Origin of the sequence: Micromonospora sp. URMC 106 (assembly GCF_051386395.1) — a bacterium.
Classification (GTDB): domain Bacteria; phylum Actinomycetota; class Actinomycetes; order Mycobacteriales; family Micromonosporaceae; genus Micromonospora.
Genome location: NZ_JBPQTP010000024.1, coordinates 20,122 through 38,965 on the forward strand (window position 1 = coordinate 20,122; position 18,844 = coordinate 38,965).

Annotated in this window: 16 protein-coding genes; 10 read left to right on the top strand and 6 right to left on the bottom strand. The window is 69.0% G+C overall.

Features of this window, described 5'->3' with window-relative positions; all coding sequences use genetic code 11:
* Positions 1-308: 308 nt before the first annotated feature.
* The 3 genes from ACSNOB_RS10945 to ACSNOB_RS10955 are packed head-to-tail and all read right to left on the bottom strand — an operon-like array spanning position 309 to position 3,581.
* Positions 309-809: a hypothetical protein gene (locus ACSNOB_RS10945; protein ID WP_436686537.1), complete on the bottom strand. Its 501-nt coding sequence runs from the start codon at positions 807-809 to the stop codon at positions 309-311.
* On the bottom strand, positions 769-1,176 hold the full coding sequence (locus ACSNOB_RS10950) for a hypothetical protein (protein ID WP_436686539.1): 408 nt from the start codon (positions 1,174-1,176) through the stop codon (positions 769-771). The genes ACSNOB_RS10945 and ACSNOB_RS10950 overlap by 41 nt, the downstream gene beginning before the upstream one ends.
* Entirely contained in the window at positions 1,173-3,581 is a 2,409-nt protein-coding gene (locus ACSNOB_RS10955) for an AAA family ATPase (RefSeq protein ID WP_436686540.1), read from the bottom strand. Before ACSNOB_RS10955 ends, ACSNOB_RS10950 begins: the two co-directional genes overlap by 4 nt.
* Before the next feature lie 149 nt (positions 3,582-3,730).
* Here ACSNOB_RS10955 and ACSNOB_RS10960 point away from each other — a divergent pair, with 149 nt between their 5' ends.
* The 5 genes from ACSNOB_RS10960 to ACSNOB_RS10980 all read left to right on the top strand — a co-directional run bounded on the left by ACSNOB_RS10960 (position 3,731) and on the right by ACSNOB_RS10980 (position 13,243).
* Positions 3,731-5,767: an SAM-dependent DNA methyltransferase gene (locus tag ACSNOB_RS10960; RefSeq protein WP_436686542.1), complete on the top strand. Its 2,037-nt coding sequence runs from the start codon at positions 3,731-3,733 to the stop codon at positions 5,765-5,767.
* A gap of 65 nt (positions 5,768-5,832) precedes the next feature.
* Complete coding sequence (locus ACSNOB_RS10965; RefSeq protein ID WP_436686543.1) at positions 5,833-7,404, top strand: N-6 DNA methylase; 1,572 nt, start codon at positions 5,833-5,835, stop codon at positions 7,402-7,404.
* A complete protein-coding gene (locus ACSNOB_RS10970; protein ID WP_436686544.1) occupies positions 7,397-8,608 on the top strand; it encodes a restriction endonuclease subunit S in 1,212 nt (403 codons plus the stop codon). The genes ACSNOB_RS10965 and ACSNOB_RS10970 overlap by 8 nt, the downstream gene beginning before the upstream one ends.
* A 29-nt stretch (positions 8,609-8,637) precedes the next feature.
* Entirely contained in the window at positions 8,638-11,847 is a 3,210-nt protein-coding gene (locus ACSNOB_RS10975) for a type I restriction endonuclease subunit R (protein ID WP_436686546.1), read from the top strand.
* 223 nt (positions 11,848-12,070) lie between these two features.
* A complete protein-coding gene (locus ACSNOB_RS10980; protein ID WP_436686547.1) occupies positions 12,071-13,243 on the top strand; it encodes a hypothetical protein in 1,173 nt (390 codons plus the stop codon).
* Positions 13,244-13,625: 382 nt separating this feature from the next.
* On the opposite strand, the gene ACSNOB_RS10985 is transcribed toward ACSNOB_RS10980, so the two are convergent.
* Both ACSNOB_RS10985 and ACSNOB_RS10990 read right to left on the bottom strand, forming a co-directional pair.
* Positions 13,626-13,817 (bottom strand): DUF397 domain-containing protein, encoded by a 192-nt coding sequence (locus tag ACSNOB_RS10985; RefSeq protein WP_393101955.1) that lies wholly within the window; start codon positions 13,815-13,817, stop codon positions 13,626-13,628.
* The gene (locus tag ACSNOB_RS10990) at positions 13,804-14,610 is read right to left on the bottom strand and encodes a helix-turn-helix domain-containing protein (protein ID WP_436686548.1); all 807 of its coding nucleotides are present in this window, start codon (positions 14,608-14,610) and stop codon (positions 13,804-13,806) included. The genes ACSNOB_RS10985 and ACSNOB_RS10990 overlap by 14 nt, the downstream gene beginning before the upstream one ends.
* A gap of 265 nt (positions 14,611-14,875) precedes the next feature.
* On the opposite strand from ACSNOB_RS10990, the gene ACSNOB_RS10995 reads away from it, so the two are divergent.
* The 5 genes from ACSNOB_RS10995 (at position 14,876) to ACSNOB_RS11015 (ending at position 17,591) form a co-directional block, all read left to right on the top strand.
* Positions 14,876-15,136, top strand: coding sequence for a hypothetical protein (locus ACSNOB_RS10995; RefSeq protein ID WP_436686550.1), 261 nt, complete (start codon positions 14,876-14,878; stop codon positions 15,134-15,136).
* Positions 15,133-15,402, top strand: a complete 270-nt coding sequence (locus ACSNOB_RS11000; protein ID WP_436686551.1) for a flavin reductase — start codon at positions 15,133-15,135, stop codon at positions 15,400-15,402. The genes ACSNOB_RS10995 and ACSNOB_RS11000 overlap by 4 nt, the downstream gene beginning before the upstream one ends.
* 179 nt (positions 15,403-15,581) lie before the next feature.
* Positions 15,582-16,070, top strand: a complete 489-nt coding sequence (locus ACSNOB_RS11005) for a DUF1772 domain-containing protein (RefSeq protein WP_436686553.1) — start codon at positions 15,582-15,584, stop codon at positions 16,068-16,070.
* A 100-nt stretch (positions 16,071-16,170) separates the two neighbouring features.
* Entirely contained in the window at positions 16,171-16,473 is a 303-nt protein-coding gene (locus ACSNOB_RS11010; protein ID WP_436686555.1) for a hypothetical protein, read from the top strand.
* A gap of 44 nt (positions 16,474-16,517) precedes the next feature.
* Positions 16,518-17,591, top strand: a complete 1,074-nt coding sequence (locus tag ACSNOB_RS11015) for an NAD-dependent epimerase/dehydratase family protein (RefSeq protein ID WP_436686556.1) — start codon at positions 16,518-16,520, stop codon at positions 17,589-17,591.
* 49 nt (positions 17,592-17,640) lie between these two features.
* Here ACSNOB_RS11015 and ACSNOB_RS11020 read toward each other — a convergent pair whose 3' ends face one another.
* Positions 17,641-18,840 carry a GNAT family N-acetyltransferase gene (locus ACSNOB_RS11020; protein ID WP_436686557.1) on the bottom strand — a complete coding sequence of 400 codons (1,200 nt, stop codon included), beginning with the start codon at positions 18,838-18,840 and terminating at the stop codon, positions 17,641-17,643.
* Between the last annotated feature and the right edge of the window lie 4 nt (positions 18,841-18,844).

Here is an 18,844-nt window from a genome sequence, read left to right on the forward strand (position 1 = left end):
CTGATCCGCCGGGCCGTCGGCCCGAGGCAAAGCCCTCCAGGATAGGGCGCAAGACACGTTCATCTATGCATCGGATTTCCGACACCGACGTCATCGGAACGACCCCACTCAGTAACCTCTACCTCCGTGCCTGGAGTACCGCCGTGCCTTGTCGGCTCACCGAGCAGGCCGAGATGTTGCAGTGCCGGGGCGCGGCTTGGGCGCAGCTGGAGGCCAACTCGAACAGGTGCTGCGTGGCGCGGGAGAGGCCGTAGCAGGCGATCCTCGCCGGAACTTGGTCTTCGATGCATCAATGGGGGAAGTCAGGGTCAGCGGGAGACGGCGGCCGGCGGCTTCGGCGGCTCCTGTGCGCGAAGAAAGTTGGTGGCATCGACGGTGGCACTGACCAGGGCGCACGTCGTCGCGGTGAGGGCGAGCCAGAACGCCACGGTGCTCTTCCAGTCCTCGGCGATCTTCACCGTCACCACCTCGGTGCCCTCTGCAGCCTCGGTGGGCTGGCTCCGCCGAATACTCGGGTCAGGCTGACGACGCCAGCCGAAGCGGGCGAAGAACTTGGCCCAGGTGTGGTTCGACCGGCCGCAGCCGAAGATCACCCCGTTGACCTTCCGTCCGCACTGGCCGCCGCTCTGGGTGGTCACGCCGCACGTCGTCGGCGCCTTCACGGCGAGCAGCCAGGCCGGGATGGCGATTGCAATCGACGCCGACCAGGCAAGGCTGATGAGGTCGAGCGTGACGAGGTAGTAGACGACGCCGACGATGGCCAGCGCCTCAACGCCGAGGATCAGCAGGGCGTGATCCCGCTTCAGCATGGGGGGCCTCCGAGTGGTCAAGGAGCGCGACGATGTCGAGGAGTTCGGCACGGAGCCGGGTCAGCTCGGCTGCGGTAACGCCGAGTTCGTAGTGGTGGTGATGGCCGGCGCGGGACAGCGCCCACCACAGGTAGCTGGCCCGGCGCCCGAGGTCAGGGCCGGCGTAGTGTGCGAGTAGCAGCAGCTTCGGTCGCTGCACCCGGGTCTGTCCGATCTCCGGGCAGACCCGGGCCCAGTACCGGTCCATTGCTGCCTCGAGTTCGTGGCGCAGCAGCCAGGCGCATGCCCGAGGCCAGGCTCCGCGGGCGCCTCGGATGACGCTGCTGAGCATCAGGTCGGCGGTGGCGAGGTACAGGGACGTGGTCATCGCAACCGCCCTACGAGCGTAGCGGTGTTGGTGACCATCGTCCGGACCGGCATGCTCCGGTGGCCGTGGACCGCCTGCGCCACCGCTTGGACCGTCCGGGTGGCCTGCACGCCGTAGTCACGGTCGAGACGCGCGAAAAGCTCCGGACGGGGTACGACACGGCCGAAGAGCCCAAGACTGAGCCGGTCCTTGACGGTGTGTACCCGGCTGAGTCCTTCCAGGATCTGCTGGTAGGGCGTGCCGAGCTGATGCTGGGCGGCCCGGTAGCGATCCATGCTCACTGACTCGATCGCGGATCTGCAGAACCCAGCGACCATCAGGTACTTCGCCTCGTCCGAGATTTCTGCGGCGACCAGGGCCCGCGCATCGTCGAGGTAGCGGTCCGCCGGGTCGCAGATCTTGCGCACCTCGACGATCGAGCCTTCCCGACGGGTGACCTCCCGGACGTCGGCCTCAATGTCGAGCCGGCGGATCGCTTCCGGCAGCCGGTCGTCGTGGGTGAACACGATGACCTGTCGGGTCAGGGCGATCTCACGTAACACCTCGGCCAGGCCGTCGATCTTGGTGGGGTCCATGCTCTGCACCGGGTCATCGATGATCACGAACCGGTACGGGCTGGTCTCGGCGCACGCGCGGGGCAGGAAGACCGCCAGGCCGAGGGCGTGCAGCTCGCCCTGGCTCATCACCGCGAGGGCATTGGTCTCGACGCCGTCGGCGTCGACGGGGAACAGGACTCGGCGGGTGTTGTTCGCTCCTTCCATTCGCAGGTGGTGCATCTCGACGTTGCTCTCCTGCCGCAGCTTGCGCCAGATCCGGTCCGACTGCGCGGCGAAGCTGCCCAGCCGCTCGGCGCGCATCGCCTTGTTGGCGTTGTCGAGCGCCGTACGGGCCTTGGTGAGCAGGGCGAGGGCCGGTGCTTCGGCGCGAATCAGGGTCGCGGCGTCGACCCACCGGCGGATCGCGGCGCCGGGCTCGCGCCAGGCGTCGTGACGCTGGGCGAGCCAGCCGGCTGCCGCCGCCGTGAGGGCAGCGTGCGCCGCAACGACACCGTCCCAGGCGACCAGATCGTGGCCGACCACGGCGAGGGCATCGCGCATCGCCGTGCTCTGCATGGGAGTGTGGGGTGCTAGCGCGGTGGCGGCTGGTTCCAGGAGCCGGCGTATGTCGCCGATCAGGCCGTCGACCGCGCGGCGGGCGTTCGCGTACGCCTGCTGGGCTGCGCGTGCCGCCGCGGCGGCTGCGGCCAGCTGGGCGAGTTCTTCCTCAGCCTGCGTACGCCAATCGTGGTCGAGGGTGCCGGCGCGGCACACAGGGCAAGGGCCGTCTCCACGGTCGTGGTGCACGTCGAGCGCGGCCCGCAGCAGCTGAGCGCTCCGGTCGGCGGCGCCACTGTCGGTGGCGGTCGCCTCCCGCACCGCCGCCTCGGACTCGTTCAGGGCAATCAGTGCCTGACCGAGGTCGGGCAGATCCTGCTCGGCGAGCCGCCGCGCGGCTGCCGCTGCGGGCTCCTCCGACGCGGCGGTGTCGTTGCGGGCGAGGTCGGTCAGCCTGGTCAGGTTCGCCCGGCCGGCCTGCGTGCCGAGGGCACTCAGGGCGTCACGGGCACGGTCGTCGTCGATCTGGCCGAGCTGTTCGCGCAGCTCGGTGAAGGCCGCCTTGAGCGCCTTGGCCCGGTCGTCGTAGACCTTGCGCCGCTGCTGCAGCCGGGCGTCGGTGTCGCGTAGCGGGCCCAGGCCGAGGATCGGCGCAATCGCGTCGTACAGTTCGGCCGGCTTCGCGGTGATGACCCGTTCGAGGTCGCGGGCGGACAGGAACGGCCGGTACCTGGCCGCCTGACCGATCCACTGCGGCACCTGACCGGGCGGCATCGCGGCGCCGCCGGTGGTCGTGGTGACCGTCGCGGAAGTCAGATCGGTGGCCTCGGCCGGCCAGGTCCGGTGGGTCGTCACCTGCTGGCCGGAGTCGAGCCGAAGGCTGAGGCGGATCTCCGATGCGCCGTCGTGGTGCAGGTTCCGCCAGCCCTCGCGGAAGGCCGGCGGGCGCTGCGCCCAGCGCAGGGAATCCTCGGTCAGCGCGTACTCGACGGCCTCGGCGATGCTGGACTTCCCGGAGCCGTTGCGGCCCACGAACACGGTCAGCCCGGTCTTGGGCAGCCGCCCGACCGTGACCCGCTGGCCGATCCCGCGGAAGCCGGCAACCCGGACCTCTTCCAGGAATGCCTGCGGCATGGCACCGCCCGCCTCACCCGGCTCGGGCGACGGCGGAAGGGCCTCACCCCGCAGCACGGCATCGAGAACCTGCTCGCCGCGGAAGGCGGCAAGAACCAGCTCGCTGACCGCACGTGGCACCCGGGACCGCTGAAGGCGGTCGGAGAGTTCCTGGTAGAGCGTGAGCGTGTCGTTCATCAGACCCCCTGATGTCGTTGGCGCATCGAGGGAACCGCAAATTGGTCGCCTACACTGCCCTACACACTGTTATCCCGGGATAACAGATCTACGATCGTCTTCGAGAGTCCAGGACTCGTACCGTGACGGCCGAAGCGGGGAGGTGAGCCATGAAGACGGAGTTGATGTCGCAGCGCGAGATCGCACTGCTCGCGCGAGTCAGCAAGCCAGCGGTCACGACTTGGCGCCGGCGGCACCCCGACTTCCCTGCGCCCGTGTCGGGCAACCACGGCCAGCCCCTCTTCCCCGCAGACGCGGTCGTGGCTTGGCTACTCCGGACCGGGCTAGGCCACGCCGACCCGGACACCCTGCGCGCCGAGCGGTCCATGCACACGCTCACGGCGTACGCCCGGCGGCACGGCGGCCGACGCACGATCGTCGTCCTCGGCGCCGCGCTCTGCCTCCGCCACCTCGCCGGCCGGGCGCTGCCAGCCGATCCTCTGCCGCTGGCCCGCCGCCTCGATCCCGAAGACGAGTTTCTGCTGCACGAGCTGGCCGACGCGCCTGAACCGGCCGGGCTGGCCCAACTGGTCGAGCAACTGATCGAGGGAGCCTTCGGCCCCTGGCACAGCTTCCAGTTCCTGCTCAGCTCCGCCAACCGCCTCGGCTGGCCCGAACTGACGGCGGATGCACTCACCCCGGAGACGGTCGCCCTGATCCGTCGGGTCGCCGACCTGCCGACCCGGCTGCGGGCCCGCCGCACCGTCACCATCGCCGATGGCAATGCGGGCACCGGCGACCTGCTGACAGCACTGATAAGCGACCAGGACCGCGACAACCTACGAGTCAACGCTTCCGTCGCCGACGAGGAGCTCGCCCGCCTGGTTCGCCGGCAGCTGCTCCTCGCCGAGCTGGCCGAGTTTCAGTTCGATGTGCGGGCCGACGAGCTGAACGAGGAGTTCGCCGACCCAGACCTCATCGTCACCCGGCTCCCCTACCAGCCAGCTGAGAGCCGCGACGCCCTCGCTGACCTCAATCGGGTCGAGGCAATCGCCGATCTACTCGGTCCGGGCCGCACGGCCATCGTCGTCGGTCCTGCCAGCAGCCTCGTCGACGAGTTGCGGGACGGATCAGCAGTGATGCGCCGAGCGGCGCTGCTGGGCAGCGGCATCGTTGAGGCAATCGTGCAGCTTCCCGGCGGTGCCTATCCGGCCAGGCCAGGCCATCCCATCGCGCTGTGGCTGCTGACCCGGGACCCGATCTCCACCGCCAAGGGTCGGGTGCTGCTCGCCGACCTCAGCGGTTTCGCGCTTGACCAACCCATTATCGAGTCCGCAGCCGAGGACATCCTCCTCTGGCGCACTGAGGGGCACCGCAGCGACGGCCACGATCCGCGGACCGGCCGAATCGTCCCGCTGGAAGGCCTCGACCTGCGCCGGGGTGCCGCACTCCGACCGCCGGGTCCGGCATCGGTCACCCTGCGTGCCCGGCTGGCCGCCGACCGCCCCGCGCTCGTCGGCGAGGTTGAGCGCCGTCTCACCGATGCAGAGCAAGAGGCCCTTCAGTACGCGAAGGAGCACAGTCCCCTGAACACCGGGGCGGCGCAGCGCGACGGAATCAGGCCGAAGCAACTTTCCCTCGGGGCGCTACGAACGGCTCGCCGGGTCCGCATCCTTACCGGGCACCGCCTCTCACCTGAGCACGTCGGACCGCGTGGTCACCACCGGGTCATCGGCGCGGCAGAGGTTCTCGCGCAGTCGTCCAAGCGCTGGATGGACCGGCTCATGGTCGCCGCGGAGTACCCGCAGGTCGCCCTCACCGAACCGGGTGACCTCGTGGTCACCAGCATTCCTCGGTTCGGTGCCTTCCTCGACGACGGCGGCTTCTCGGTGATCGAGTTCCCGGCTTCCGGCCTGCGTATCTCCCCCGGCGACCCGCTCACTCCCCGGGTGCTGAAGGCCCTCCTGTTCACTGCCCGCAACACCGCACGTAGCCCTGGCGCAGTACGCGCCCCGCGACTGCGGGACGCCACGATCCCCGACCTGACTCGCGACCAAGCGGCCCGACTGGACGAGGTGCTTCGCCGTCTGGAGGAACGCGAGCATCTACTGCAGCGGCAAGCTGACCTCTTGGCGAAGTTGCGAGAACTCATCGTGACCGGCTTCGCCGACGGCACCCTCACGACTTTGTACGGTACGAACTCCTGAACGAGAGAACGGAACACACAGTGCCCCCACGTAAACGTGCCAATGGACAGGCCGAGTTGTTCGGCGTGTCCAGCACCAAGCAGATCCAGGACATCCTGTGGAAGGCCGCCGACAAGCTGCGCGGCTCGATGGACGCTGCACAGTACAAGGAGTTCGTCCTCGGCCTGGTCTTCCTCAAGTACGTCTCGGACGCGTTCGCCGAACGCCGCGCCCAAATCAAGGCCAGCCTGTCCGACATCCCGGAGAACCGCCGCGCCCAGTTCCTCGACGAACGCGACGAGTACACCAGCGCCAACGTCTTCTGGGTTCCGGAAACCGCTCGGTGGGACTACCTGGTGGAGAACGCGCCCGGTGGTGTCGGCGCGCTGCTCGACGACGCCATGGACGCGATCATGCGAGAGAACCCCGCGTTGACCGGCGTCCTCCCGAAGATCTTCAACCGAGACAACGTCGACCAGAAGCGGTTGAAAGAACTCGTCGACCTGATCAGCGATGCCCGTTTTACCGGTCACGACGGCCGGGAGGCGAAGGACGTCCTCGGCGAGACGTACGAGTACTTCCTCGAGAAGTTCGCCCGCGCCGAGGGTAAGCGGGCAGGAGAGTTCTACACCCCGCCGAGCGTGGTAAGGGTCCTTGTCGAGGTGCTGGAGCCCTATGAGGGCCGGGTCTACGACCCGTGCTGCGGCTCCGGCGGCATGTTCGTGCAGTCCAAGAAGTTCGTCGAGGCCCGCGCCGGCCGCGACCATACCCATGACATCGCCGTCTACGGGCAGGAAGCCAACGAACGCACCTGGCGGCTGGCGAAAATGAACCTCGCCATCCACGGCATGGACCCGGTGGGCATTGGCGACCGCTGGGCCGACACGTTCGCCGACGACAAGCATCCGGACCGGCGGGCCGACTTCATCATGGCGAACCCGCCATTCAACATGAGCGACTGGGCCCGCCGCCAGAATGACCCGCGTTGGCGCTACGGCGTTCCCCCGCAGAGCAACGCCAACTACGCCTGGCTCCAGCACATCCTCTTCAAGCTTGGCGACCGCGGCAGTGCGGGCGTCGTCCTCGCCAACGGCTCGATGTCCTCCAAGCAGTCCGGCGAGGGCGAAATCCGCCGCACGATGGTAGAAGCGGACCTGGTGGCCTGCATGGTCGCCCTCCCGCCGAACCTGTTCCGCACCACCGCTATCCCCGCCTGCCTCTGGTTCTTGACGAAGGACAAGTCACCGCAGGGCGCGAAGACGCTGACCGACCGGCGCGGCGAAATCCTCTTCATCGACGCCCGCGCCCTCGGCACCATGGTCGACCGCACCGAACGCATCCTCACCGACGAGGACATCGCCAAAATCGCCGACACCTACCACGCCTGGCGCGGCACTAAGTCCGCCAAAACCAAGGGCCAGACGTACGAGAACGTGCCCGGCTTCTGCTACTCCGCCAAGCTCGACGAAGTGGCCGCGCACGACCATGTCCTCACCCCTGGCCGGTATGTCGGCGCCGCTGAAGCTGAAGAAGACCCAGACGCAGAACCGCTTGCCGACCGCATCACCCGCCTCACGAAGGAGCTATACGTCCACTTCGATGAGTCAGCTCGCCTCGAGGCCGCCGTCCGTGAGCAGCTTGGGAGGGTAGATGGCTGAGTACGACAAGATCGCAGCTGGCCTTCCACAACACTGGCGGATTGCACCCCTCGGTGAGCTCGTCGAGGACAAGGGAATCTCATATGGAATCGTTCAGCCCGGCAATCATTCCGCGCAGGGCGTGCCAATCGTTCGCGTGAAGGACCTGAAGAACGGGCAGATCGACCCAACCGATCCAATGCGCGTCGCACCTGAGATCGAGGTCGCATACGCCCGCACACGGTTGAGCGGGGGGGAGGTACTCCTCTCGCTGGTCGGCTCCGTAGGAGAGTCTGCCGTTGTGCCAGAAAGCCTTGCAGGCTGGAATGTCGCTCGCGCTATCGCCGTCCTGAGAACCAACAAATCTGTCCCTGCGTGCTGGCTCAACATTTGCCTTTCGTCCGAACTGGTCCAGCACTACATCAGGATGTTCCTAAACACGACCGTGCAGGCAACCCTCAACCTGAAGGATGTTAGGCGGCTGCCGATCATCATCCCTCCGCTGCGAGAAATGGAGGCGATCGCAGCTGTTCTGGGTGCATTGGATGACAAGATTGTGGTCAACGACCGCATCGCCACAACGGCCGACACCCTTCGTTCAGCGCTACTGGAAGACGCGCAGCAACAGAGGCCGGACGACTTTGTTGCCCAGCCTTTGTCGCAGGTGGCCGATTTCATCAACGGCCGCGCCTTCACGAAAGATGCCACCGGAAACGGCCGCATGGTAATCCGCATCGCGGAAATCAACTCCGGCCCGGGGCCGTCAACGGTTTACAACGACATCGAGGTGGATGAGAAACATCTCGCTCGACCGGGGGACGTCTTGTTCTCCTGGTCCGGCTCTCTCGGGGTCGCGCGCTGGTTCAGGCCCGAGGCGATTGTCAATCAGCACATCTTCAAGGTGATCCCTCGTAATGACCATCCTGAGTGGCTGGCTTTCGAAGCAGTGAAATCAAAACTAGCCGATTATCGCGCCATCGCCGCAGACAAAGCGACCACAATGGGGCATATTCAGCGACGCCACCTCGACGAGAAGGTAATCGTGCCGATTTCCGAAGCCATTGACCGTCTCGACCGGCAGGCAGGAAGCCTGTGGAGACGTGCCTTAGTAGCGGAGCAGGAGTCCCTGACCTTGGCCGCTCTCCGGGACAGCGTGCTGCCGGAGTTGATGTCGGGGCGGTTGCGGGTCAAGGAAGCCGAGAAGGCTGTCGAAGAAGCGGTTTAGGTAGGCAAGGTTCGCGGGGAGGGGTTGTGATGGTCCGGAACGAGTGGATGACCGAGGCCGACTGGGAGGCCCTCACGCTGGATCAGCTCGGTGAGCTGAGTTGGGAACCGGGGACCGGGAAGGACTTTGCGCCTGGGTCGGGGCAGCGGCGCGACTGGTCCGATCTGGTGCTCTTCGAGGACCTGCGGGCAGCGATCGAGCGGCTCAATCCCGATCTGCCGCCGGCGGCAGTCGCCGATGCGATGCGGGCCGCCACCGATGTCGCTTCCGGGGAGGCGTTCGCCGAAAACCGGGCTGCGCATGAGCGGCTGGTGCACGGCATCCGCTCGATCGTCTACACCGACTCGTTCGGCGCTGAGCACAACCCCACCGTGCGTCTGGCTGACCTGCACGACCCCGGCTGCAACGTCTACCGGGCGATCAACCAGGTCACGATCGTCGACGGTGACTTCCGGCGCCGGCTCGACATCGTGCTTTACCTCAATGGCCTGCCGGTCGCCATCATCGAGCTGAAGAACGCCGCCGACGAGAACGCCACTCTCACCGGCGCGCACGCTCAACTCCAGACGTACCTCGCGGAGTTCCCGCTCGCTTTCCGGCACGCCGTGCTGTGCCTGATCTCCGACGGGATTACCGCGAAGTACGGCACCCCGTTCACCCCGTACGAGCACTTCGCGCCGTGGAACATCGATGACGAGGGCGAGCGCGTCGACACCACCAGCCCTGGCTACGACGGCCCGGAGGCGCTGATCGTCGCCCTCTATGGGCTCTTTAACCAACGGCGCTTCCTCGAGCTCACCGACGGATTCGTTAATTTCACGCCGAAGAGCAAGCGGATCGCCAAGGCACACCAGTACTTCGCGGTCATCCGGGCCGTCGAGTGCATCGTGCGGGCATCGCAGAGCGACGGAAAGGCGGGCGTCGTCTGGCACACCCAGGGCTCCGGCAAGTCCGAGGAGATGGTGTGCACGGCGGCGCTGACCGCCCGTCACCCCGCCCTGAAGAACCCGACCATCGTCGTGCTCACCGACCGCACGGACCTCGACGATCAGCTCTACGATACATTTCAGGACAGTCAGGGTCTGCTCGGTCAAAAACCCATCCAAGCCGACTCTCGCGCCGAGCTGCGGGACGAACTGTCGAACCGGAACTCCGGCGGCATCATCTTCACCACTCTGCAGAAGTTCGGGCGTACGGAAGAGGAGAGGAAGGCCGGAAGGCCGCATCCGGTGCTTTCCAAACGGCGCAACATCCTGGTGATCGTCGACGAGGCGCATCGCAGCCACTACGACAGCCTGGACGGCTACGCCCGGCACCTGCGGGACGCGCTGCCGCACGCCACGTTCATCGCCTTCACCGGCACCCCGATCGCCACCGCCGAGGTGAACACCCGGGCCGTCTTCGGCAACTACATCGACGTGTACGACCTCAAGCGTGCCGTCGACGACGAGGCGACCGTACGGGTCTACCACGAGCCGCGGATCATTCCGGTGTCGCTGCCGCCGGACATCGATCCGGACAGCATCGACGAGCAGGTGGAGACGCTCACCGCCAGCTTGGACGACGCGGAGCGGCGTAAGGCCGAGGCGTACGCGGCCACCATGAACACCATCTACGGTGCCCCCGATCGAGTCGAGACCCTTGCGAAGGATCTGGTCGAACACTGGGAGAAACGACGCGAGCTGATGCGGCCGCAGCTCGGCGGGCCTGGCAAGGCGATGCTCGTCTGTGCGACCCGAGAGATCTGCGTCCGCGTCTTCGACGCCATCAAGGTGCTACGGCCCGACTGGGCGGATCCGGCCGTCGACAAGGGCAAAATGAAGATCGTCTTCCATGGGGTGCCCAGCGACGAGGAGCTGCTGCGCCCGCATCACCTGCGCCCGTCGCAGCAGAAAACCGTCCAGGCCCGCGCGAAGGACCCGAACGACGAGCTGGAGCTGCTCATCGTGCACTCGATGCTGCTCACCGGCTACGACGCTCCGCCGATCCACACCATCTACATGGACCGGCCGATGAAGGGCGCCAATCTCATGCAGGCGCTCGCCCGAGTAAACCGTCGTTTCCGGGAGAAGCAGGACGGGCTGCTGGTCGGCTACGCCCCGCTTACCGAGAACCTGCGAAAGGCGCTCGCCGAGTACACCCCCAGCGACGAGGAAGACCAAACCCTCGGCAGGGAGATCGACCGGGCGATCAGCGAGGTGCACAACGAAATCTCCGTCATCGAGGCCATGTTGGCCCCGGTGAAGTGGCGGGCGATCCTCGACGACGAGAAGAACCCGACCCGCTGGCTGCGGGCGGTGCGGAAGGCCGCCAACTTCCTGCGCGACCCGCGGACCCTCGGTAACGTCGTCGAGCCCGGCACGAAGCCGCTGCACCAGCGTTTCCGCGACTCCGCGGGCCGGCTGGAACGGTTCTACACGCTCTGCGCCACCAGCCGCGACTTCGTCGCCCGTGCCGGGGACATCCAGCGCCTGCGCCGCGACATCCACTTCTTCCGCGACGTCCGGGTCTGGATCGTCAAGGAGGAGGCCGCCGACCGGGAGGCGAAGGGCCTGCCAAACACGGCTCAGGTTGAGCGCTACCTGTCCCAGCTCGCCGCCGAGGTGGTCGACGCCGCCGACATCACCGACATCTACGAGGAGGCCGGCCTCGGCAAGCTCGACATCACCGAGCTCAACGGGGTCGCCTTACAGCGCCTGCAGAACTCGGAGACGCCGCACCTGGCCGCCTCGGCGCTGCGCCGGCTGATCGAACGAAAGGTGCGTGAGGTCACCAAGCACAACGTGGTTCGTCAGGAACGCTTCTCCGCCCAGCTTGAAGACCTGATGAACCGCTACATGCGCCAGCAGCTGACCAGTGCGCAGCTGATCGTAGGGCTGGTCGAGCTGGCCAAACAGGTGTCCGTCGACGCCCGACGCGGCCAGCAGTTCGACCCTCCGCTCAACCACGCCGAGCTGGCCTTCTACGACGCCGTCGCGCAGAACGGCGCGGCCACGGAGCTCATGGGTGTCGGCACCCTGGCGGAGATCGCCCGAGAGCTGGTCAAGTCGATCCAGTCGTCGATCACTGTGGACTGGTTCTCCCGTGAACCGGTACGCGCCAAGCTGCGTAGCCACATCCGCCGCCTGCTGGCCCGCTACGACTACCCGCCGGACCACGAGCGCGCCGCCGTCGACCTGGTCATCCGCCAGATGGAGACGTTCGCCAACGAGTGGTCGCCCGGAGCGACCGCAAAATAGCCACAACGGAAACTCGCACCTCGGCCGATCGCAGGGAGGCGTAGTGGGTGGCCGCCAGTTGGGGATCGTTTTCGCCGACGATGCGTGCATGTCGTATCTACAGGAGGTCGCTGACCGGCGAGCACGACTCGCCGGTGCGGGTGACTGCCGAGTCTCCTTCCCGGTCCGGTCGCGGGTCGGAGCCGACGTGGTCCTGATTTCATATCGACAAGCCGTACATTTCATGACGGGTATCGATGACGACAGTAGGGCCGACGACATCCGCTGGGCCTTTCGGCTGCGAGAACTGACTCAACTCAAGCGCCCGTTGGAAATGAGCCGTCTGCAGGCAGCACTTCGGAAGGACCAGCGACGACCGCTGGAGCATCAGGGCAAGCTGACCGACAAGGCCAGCAGGGCCGTGCTCGAGGTCCTGTTGGCCGAGGACCCCGAGCTTGATCCGGTGATTGGATCACTGTTCGGCATCAGGGACATCGACCTGCCGGCGCCGCGCAAGACGGCACTGGCGGAGGAGCGGGACTCCATCGCATCTCTGTGTGCGTTCACCGACGCTCCCGACCTACTGCCGGCCGACGGTTTCCTCACGGAGGACGAGATCGGCAGCATCTCCAATCGCGACTCCTTCCTTCCCGCGGGGCCTGGCATCACGCCACGAGAGGATCCGATGGTCGAACACGACGCGAATGCGTTCCTTGGCTGGACCCGCCAGGAAAGCGATCGGCTGGCCGTTCGGACTTTCACCGACGGTAATGGGCGCACGCTGCAAATCATGAACGTCAACCGGTGGCCGACCGAAACCCGCATCGGTACCGACCTCATCTACTACCACCAGCAACGACGCAGTTTCGTCCTAGTTCAGTACAAGCGGATGGTCCCGGACGGTTCGTCCTGGCGTTGTCGTGTCGACGACCACTTCCGGCAACAACCCGACGTGATGCGGACCCTCGACAAGAAGTGCGGACAGGGAGAACCAGGTGGAGATTACCGCATGGTTCCGACGCCCAGCTTCGTGAAGATCTGTCAGCTCGACACTCTGGACGTCAACAGCACCTCGATGATCTCCGGGATGTGCATGCCTCGCGAGCAGGTCGAAAAGCACCTCGAGCGCCCAGATGCCCCCAAGTACCTGGACTTCCACACGGTCAGGGACTACCTGACCAGCACCCTATTTGCTCAGTTGGTCGCCTTGGGTTGCGTCGGCACCAGTGGTTCCGCCACGACACTCGTTGCGCGGGAGATCGAACTGTCGCTGCAGCGAGGGAAGTCCGTAAGCGTCGGCCTTTTCACGACGAATTCGGGCGGCGTCCTTCGTGGCGCATGTCCGGCAGGAGGTCCTCCCCGCCGAGCCGAGCGGCAGCCCAGGGCGCAGGACAGTCAACAGGTGCCACTCTGGTAGTGACCAGTTGATCAATCTGTGGGACGCAGTCCAGCAGTCGACTGTCCCCGCCTGTCACCCGGGTGGCAGACAAGCCTGCATATAACAAGCGAGCACCCTACGAGCACCCGAATTGCACAGTGGATTGCATAGCGGTGCATTCCCGCAGCTCAGGCGCCTGACGGCTCGTACGCCAAACAGAAATTCTGGGGATTAAAAGTCCACAGCTCTGCCATTGAGCTAGCGGCCCGCGCGCTCAGGTTACCGGACGTCGGCCGGCAGCGACTTACGGCTTCCGCGCCGCCGTCGATACCAGCAGCTCAACGGGGGTGTTCAGGTCGTGGCCACCGCAGGCGCCCGCCCCGGTCGGGGGACGGGCTCCTCCGGGCGTACGGGAGGGCGGTCAGGCCCGGTCGGCGGTCCGGGCGACGAACGCGCGCCAGGCCGTGGGGGTGAAGGTCAGCGCCGGGCCGGCCGGGTCCTTGGAGTCGCGGACGGCGACCACGCCGGGCAGGTTGTCGGCCACCTCGACGCAGTTCCCGCCGCTCGAACCACTGCGGCTGGACTTGCGCCACCGCGCGCTACTGAGGTCCATGATGGCTCTCCAGTTCCTTCATCAGGTCGATGGACTGCCGACGCGGGAGCGCTTCGTTTCGCACGCCCTCCCACTTCGCCAGGAGGCTAGCCACATCATCCTTGCTGTCGGCCACCACTCCGCCAAGCTGGTTCTCCAGGTGCCCGACCCATCCGCCGTCGGCCGACCGAGCCAGGGCGAAGGGACCGGACAGGCCGATGTGCAGGCCGGTCGCGGCCGGGATCACGTGCACGTGAACGTGGGGCAGTTCCGCCATCGCGACGAGGTGCGCCACCTGCTCGGCCATGATGCCGCTGAATCCGTCGCCCGTCCGGCGCAGCGCCGATTCGTCCATGACCGCGACCAGTTGCGGCGGGTTCTCGCCGGTCAGGATTCTCTGGCGCTCCATGCGGGCGCTCACCTGCTGGTCGACCTCCGTCGCCGACATCAGGTCGTTGAGGCGCATGACCACGCGGGCGTAGTTCTCGGTCTGCAACAGACCGGGGACCAGCAGCGGCTCGAACAGCCGGAGTTGCCGCGCAGCGCGTTCGGCGTCGAGCCAGGGTAGGAACCAGGACGGCGCGCCGACGCTGGCGACGAGCCGTTCGAAGAGCCCGCCGGTCCTGAGCGCCCGGTCCGCGCCCTTGATGAAGTCCATCGTCAGGGCGCGGGTGCCGCCCTCGACGGCGCTGACGTGTGATGCGCTGAACCCGGCGCCCCGCCCGAAGGTCTCCTGCGTCATCCCGGCCGCGCCCCGGGCGCGGCGGATCTCGGCCACGACGAAGGCGGCGAGCGGACTCGGCACGTCGGCCATCCAGGCCCTCCCAGTTTGAAGATCGACTACCCACGACGCCACCCGCCGGGCGCGGGGCCGGCCAGCTCCACCCGGACGCCCGGGGAGCCTTCCGAGCGTAGTCGCCTCCACAGCAGAGTGTCACCAGCGAGGGCCGTTCGTGGAGCACTGGCCGGGGGTGGTCCTCGTGGGGGCCGCCCGGGCGAGCATCCGTCGGCGGCCCCCTCCAGCGCACCGGGCAGGCCGGCGGACCGGCCGACGACAGGTCGACAGGCGGGAGGAAGACGTGACGGGCGACGGGCCGCGCCGGGAGGGCGCGATCGTGACGGGCGAGGTCATCCGCGTCCCGGAGGACTCCTACCGGTTCGGTACCGGGGTCCTCACCATGTACGTCACCGAGATCGTCAGCCGGGGCCCGTTCCAGGGCGCGGAGTGGGTCGAGCTGCGCGGCCGCGAGCTGACCCCGGGCGGCGCGCTCCGGCCGCGCGAGCGGTACGCCTTCGTCCGGGTGGACCGGGCGACCGTCGTGACGGTGCCGGCGCGGTGACCCGACGCCGGGACCACCTGCCGTCCCGTCCCACCTGGCGCTGCGCGGCCTGCGGGATCGCCTGGCCCTGCTCGGCGGCGAAGCTGCGGCTGCTCGGCGAGTACCGCACCGACCGGACCGCGCTGCTGGTCTACCTCGGCACGCTCCAGGCCGAGGCCGCCGGGCAGCTCGCCGGGCTGGACGGCGAGCGGCCGTGCACCGACCTGGCCGAGCGCTTCACCGGCTGGGCCCGCCCGCGCGGGAGGCCACCACCTGAAGCAGGGTGAGCCGCCCCCTGATCCCGCCCGGGCCGGTCTTCCCGTGGGCCGGCCCGGGCGGCCCCTCGCGCCCTGGCCCGCGGCCACCGCGAGCGGTGGACGCTCGCTTATGGGGCCGAGCGGTCCGGCCATGGCTGAACGGATCGCTCGCCGGTTGACTGAGGGGGACGGACAACGGGAGGACCACGATGCCTGAGCCGATCCGCACCGCCGCCCTGGCCGGCGCGACCCTGACCACCGGGCTGGTGGCCGGGCTCTTCTTCGCGTACACCTGCTCGGTGATGCCGGGTCTGGGCGCGACCGACGACCGGACGCTGATCGGCGCGATGCAGTCGATCAACCGGAAGATCCTCAACGGCTGGTTCCTGACCGCGTTCCTCGGCGCGGTGCTGCTGCTCGCCGTGGCCGCCGCCGCGCACCTGTCCCGCGGCGGCCCGGTGCTGTTCTGGACCCTCGCCGCGCTGGTCTGCTACCTGGTCACCGTCGGGGTCACCATGGGCCTCAACGTGCCGCTCAACGACCGGCTGGAGGCCGCCGGCCCGGTGGACCGGATCGGCGACCTGGCCGAGGTGCGGGCCTGGTTCGAGGCGAGCTGGGTGCGCTGGAACCTGGTCCGCACGGTCTCCTCGGTGGCCGCCCTCGCCTGCCTGATCGCCGCCCTGCTGGCCCGGCGCTGAGCGCCCGCCGGCACCCGGCGCGGCTGGGCGCCGCCCGCGCCCGCCGCCGGAGACCCGTGCGGCAGGCATGGGCGGGCGGGCGCGGGGGAACCGTGTCCGCATGAGGATGAGCAGCACCCCCGCCGTGGCGGCCTCCGGCGAGGAGACCGGCCCGGACGGCGTACGGGAGCCGGCCGGCGAGGTGCACGCCTGGCTGCCCGGGCAGAACCAGACCGTCTGCGGGCTCCCGCTCAGCCGGACCCGGCTGCGGCGCTTCCCGCACGTGCGGTTCGACTACCGCTCGACGGACGTGCTCACCGAGGCGGACGCGGTGGGCCGGATCTGCCCGCGCTGCCAGGCCGCCGCGGAAGGCCGCCGCCGGGACGAGAAGAACAGCTGGGTCCGCCACTCGCCCCGCCCCTGACGGCCGCCGCGATTGGCGGGCGGCTGACCGGGTACGGGGTCGGCATGCGGATCGTGGTGGTGGGGGCCACCGGCAACGCGGGCACCGCCCTGCTGCGCCGGCTGCGCCGGGAACGCGGAGTGGATCTCGCCGGGGTGGCCCGCCGACTGCCGGGGCCGGACGCGGGCGAGCCGTACGACCAGGTGGAGTGGCACTCCTGCGACGTCGGGCTGCCGGGCGCGGCCGACCAGCTCGCCGAGGTCTTCGCCGGGGCCGACGCGGTGGTGCACCTGGCCTGGCAGATCCAGCCCAGCCACGACCAGCGGGTGCTGCGCCGGACCAACGTCGGCGGCAGCGCGGCGGTGGTCGACGCCGTGGTCCGCGCGAACGTGCCGGCCCTCGTCTACGCCTCGTCGGTCGGCACCTACGCGCCCGGCCCCAAGGACCACCCGGTCTCCGAGCGCTGGCCGGCGACCGGGGTGCCCGGTTCGTCGTACAGTCGGGACAAGGCCGACGTGGAGGCGCTGCTCGACCGTGCCGAACGGGAGCACCCGGGGCTGCGCGTGGTGCGGATGCGGCCCGGCCTGAACTTCCAGCGGGTGGCGGCCACCGAGATCACCCGCTACTTCCTCGGCCCGTTCGCGCCGGTGCGGCTGCTCCGCTTCGGCCGGATCCCGCTGGTGCCGACGAACCGGCGGCTGCGGATGCAGGCGGTGCACACCGACGACGTCGCCGACGCGTACGCCCGAGCGGTCCTGGGCGACGCGCGCGGCCCGTTCAACCTCGCGGCGGACCCGGTGCTGACTCCGGAGCTGGTGGCCCGGCACTTCCACGGCTGGACGGTGCCCGTGGCCGCCCCGGTGCTGCGCGCCGCCGCCGCGCTGACCTGGCGGGCGCGGCTGCAACCGATCGACGCCGGCTGGGTGGAGCTGGCGTTGAACGTGCCGCTGATGTCGAGCGAGCACGCCGAGGCGGAGCTGGGTTGGCAGCCGCGGCACGACGCGCTCAGCGCCCTCAAGGAACTCTTCGCCGGGATGGCCGGCGGCGCCCGCACCGCCAGCCCGGCGATGTCCGCCGCCGGCGGCCGCCCCGCCGCCCTGCTGCGCGGCCGTCCCGCCGGCCACGGCAACCCCTACTGACGCCGGCACGCGGGACCGCACCCGGTGCGGGCGCCCGCCGACCGTCGCGTCAGAAGTCGGCGAAGAGGTACGGAAGCTGGCGCGGGAAGAGGTTGCGCAGCTCCGCCGCCGCGTCCGCCGGCACCTCGCCCAGCCCCCGCAGGCCCACCTCCACCGGGTCGAGCACCCCGTACGCCAGCGCGGAGATCCCGGCGGCGGTCAGCGTGGCGACCGGCGGCTCCCCGGCGGTGGCGGCGGCGCCGCCGACCAGCTCCAGCGCGCCGGTCGTGCCGTCCAGCAGGTACGACCCGGCCAGCCAGCGGTCGCCGGTCAGCTCGACGCGCACCCGGCCCGGCCCGGCGGGCAGCCCCGCCAGCGCCTCCATCGACAGCAGCCGGGCCATCGGCGCGGACGAGCCCGGGCGGGCCACCCGCGCCTCGACGTGCACGGCCAGGTCGGTGAGCCACAGCTCCGGCACCTCGTCGGCGGGGATCTGGACGCGCACCCGCTCCACCTGGTCGACGTGCCGGGCGAAGAACTGCAGCAGCAGCGCGCGGGCGACCGGGTCGGTGGCGAGCAGGTCGTCGGCGATCAGGGTGCCGCCGTGGTCGTCGATCCGGTAGGTCACCGCGCCCGTGACCGTCCCGCCCACCCGGGCGGTGAGCAGCCACCGCTCGTCGCGGTCGCGCAGCCCGACGTCCCGGTAGTCGGGGAAGATCGCGAAGCCGTGCCGCTCGCGCAGGCAGCGCTCGGTGAACTCGCGCCAGGTCCGGTAGCCCGCGCCGATCCGCTCCCAGCCCACCTCGCCGGGCAGGTCGGCGCGGAGCAGCTCGCCGAGGTCGGCCGGCGAGAAGGTGGCCGTACGCGCCTTCGGCAGCCCGACGTAGCCGAACCGGGCGTAGAACGACGGTCGGAACGGCCAGAGCGCGGTCAGCCGGTGCCCCTCGTCGCGCATCTCGTCGAGGAGCTGGTGCAGCAGGGCCCGGACGTGGCCCTGCCGGCGGGCCAGCGGATGGGTCGTCACCCCGGCGACGCCGGCCATCGGCAGCACCGTGCCGCGCAGGTTCTGCCGCATGGGCACCGCCGAGGCGGCGGCCACCGTCACGCCGTCCGCCTCCACGACCAGCGTCCGGTTGCCCTCGTTGTAGGGCAGGTAGTCGCGGAACTCCTCCGTCCGGGCGGCGGTGAGCGGCGACGTCTCGAACGCGTACGCCTGGAGCGGGAAGCTGGTGGTCAGGCGCTTCTCGGCGCGCACACGGCGGATGGTCATCTGC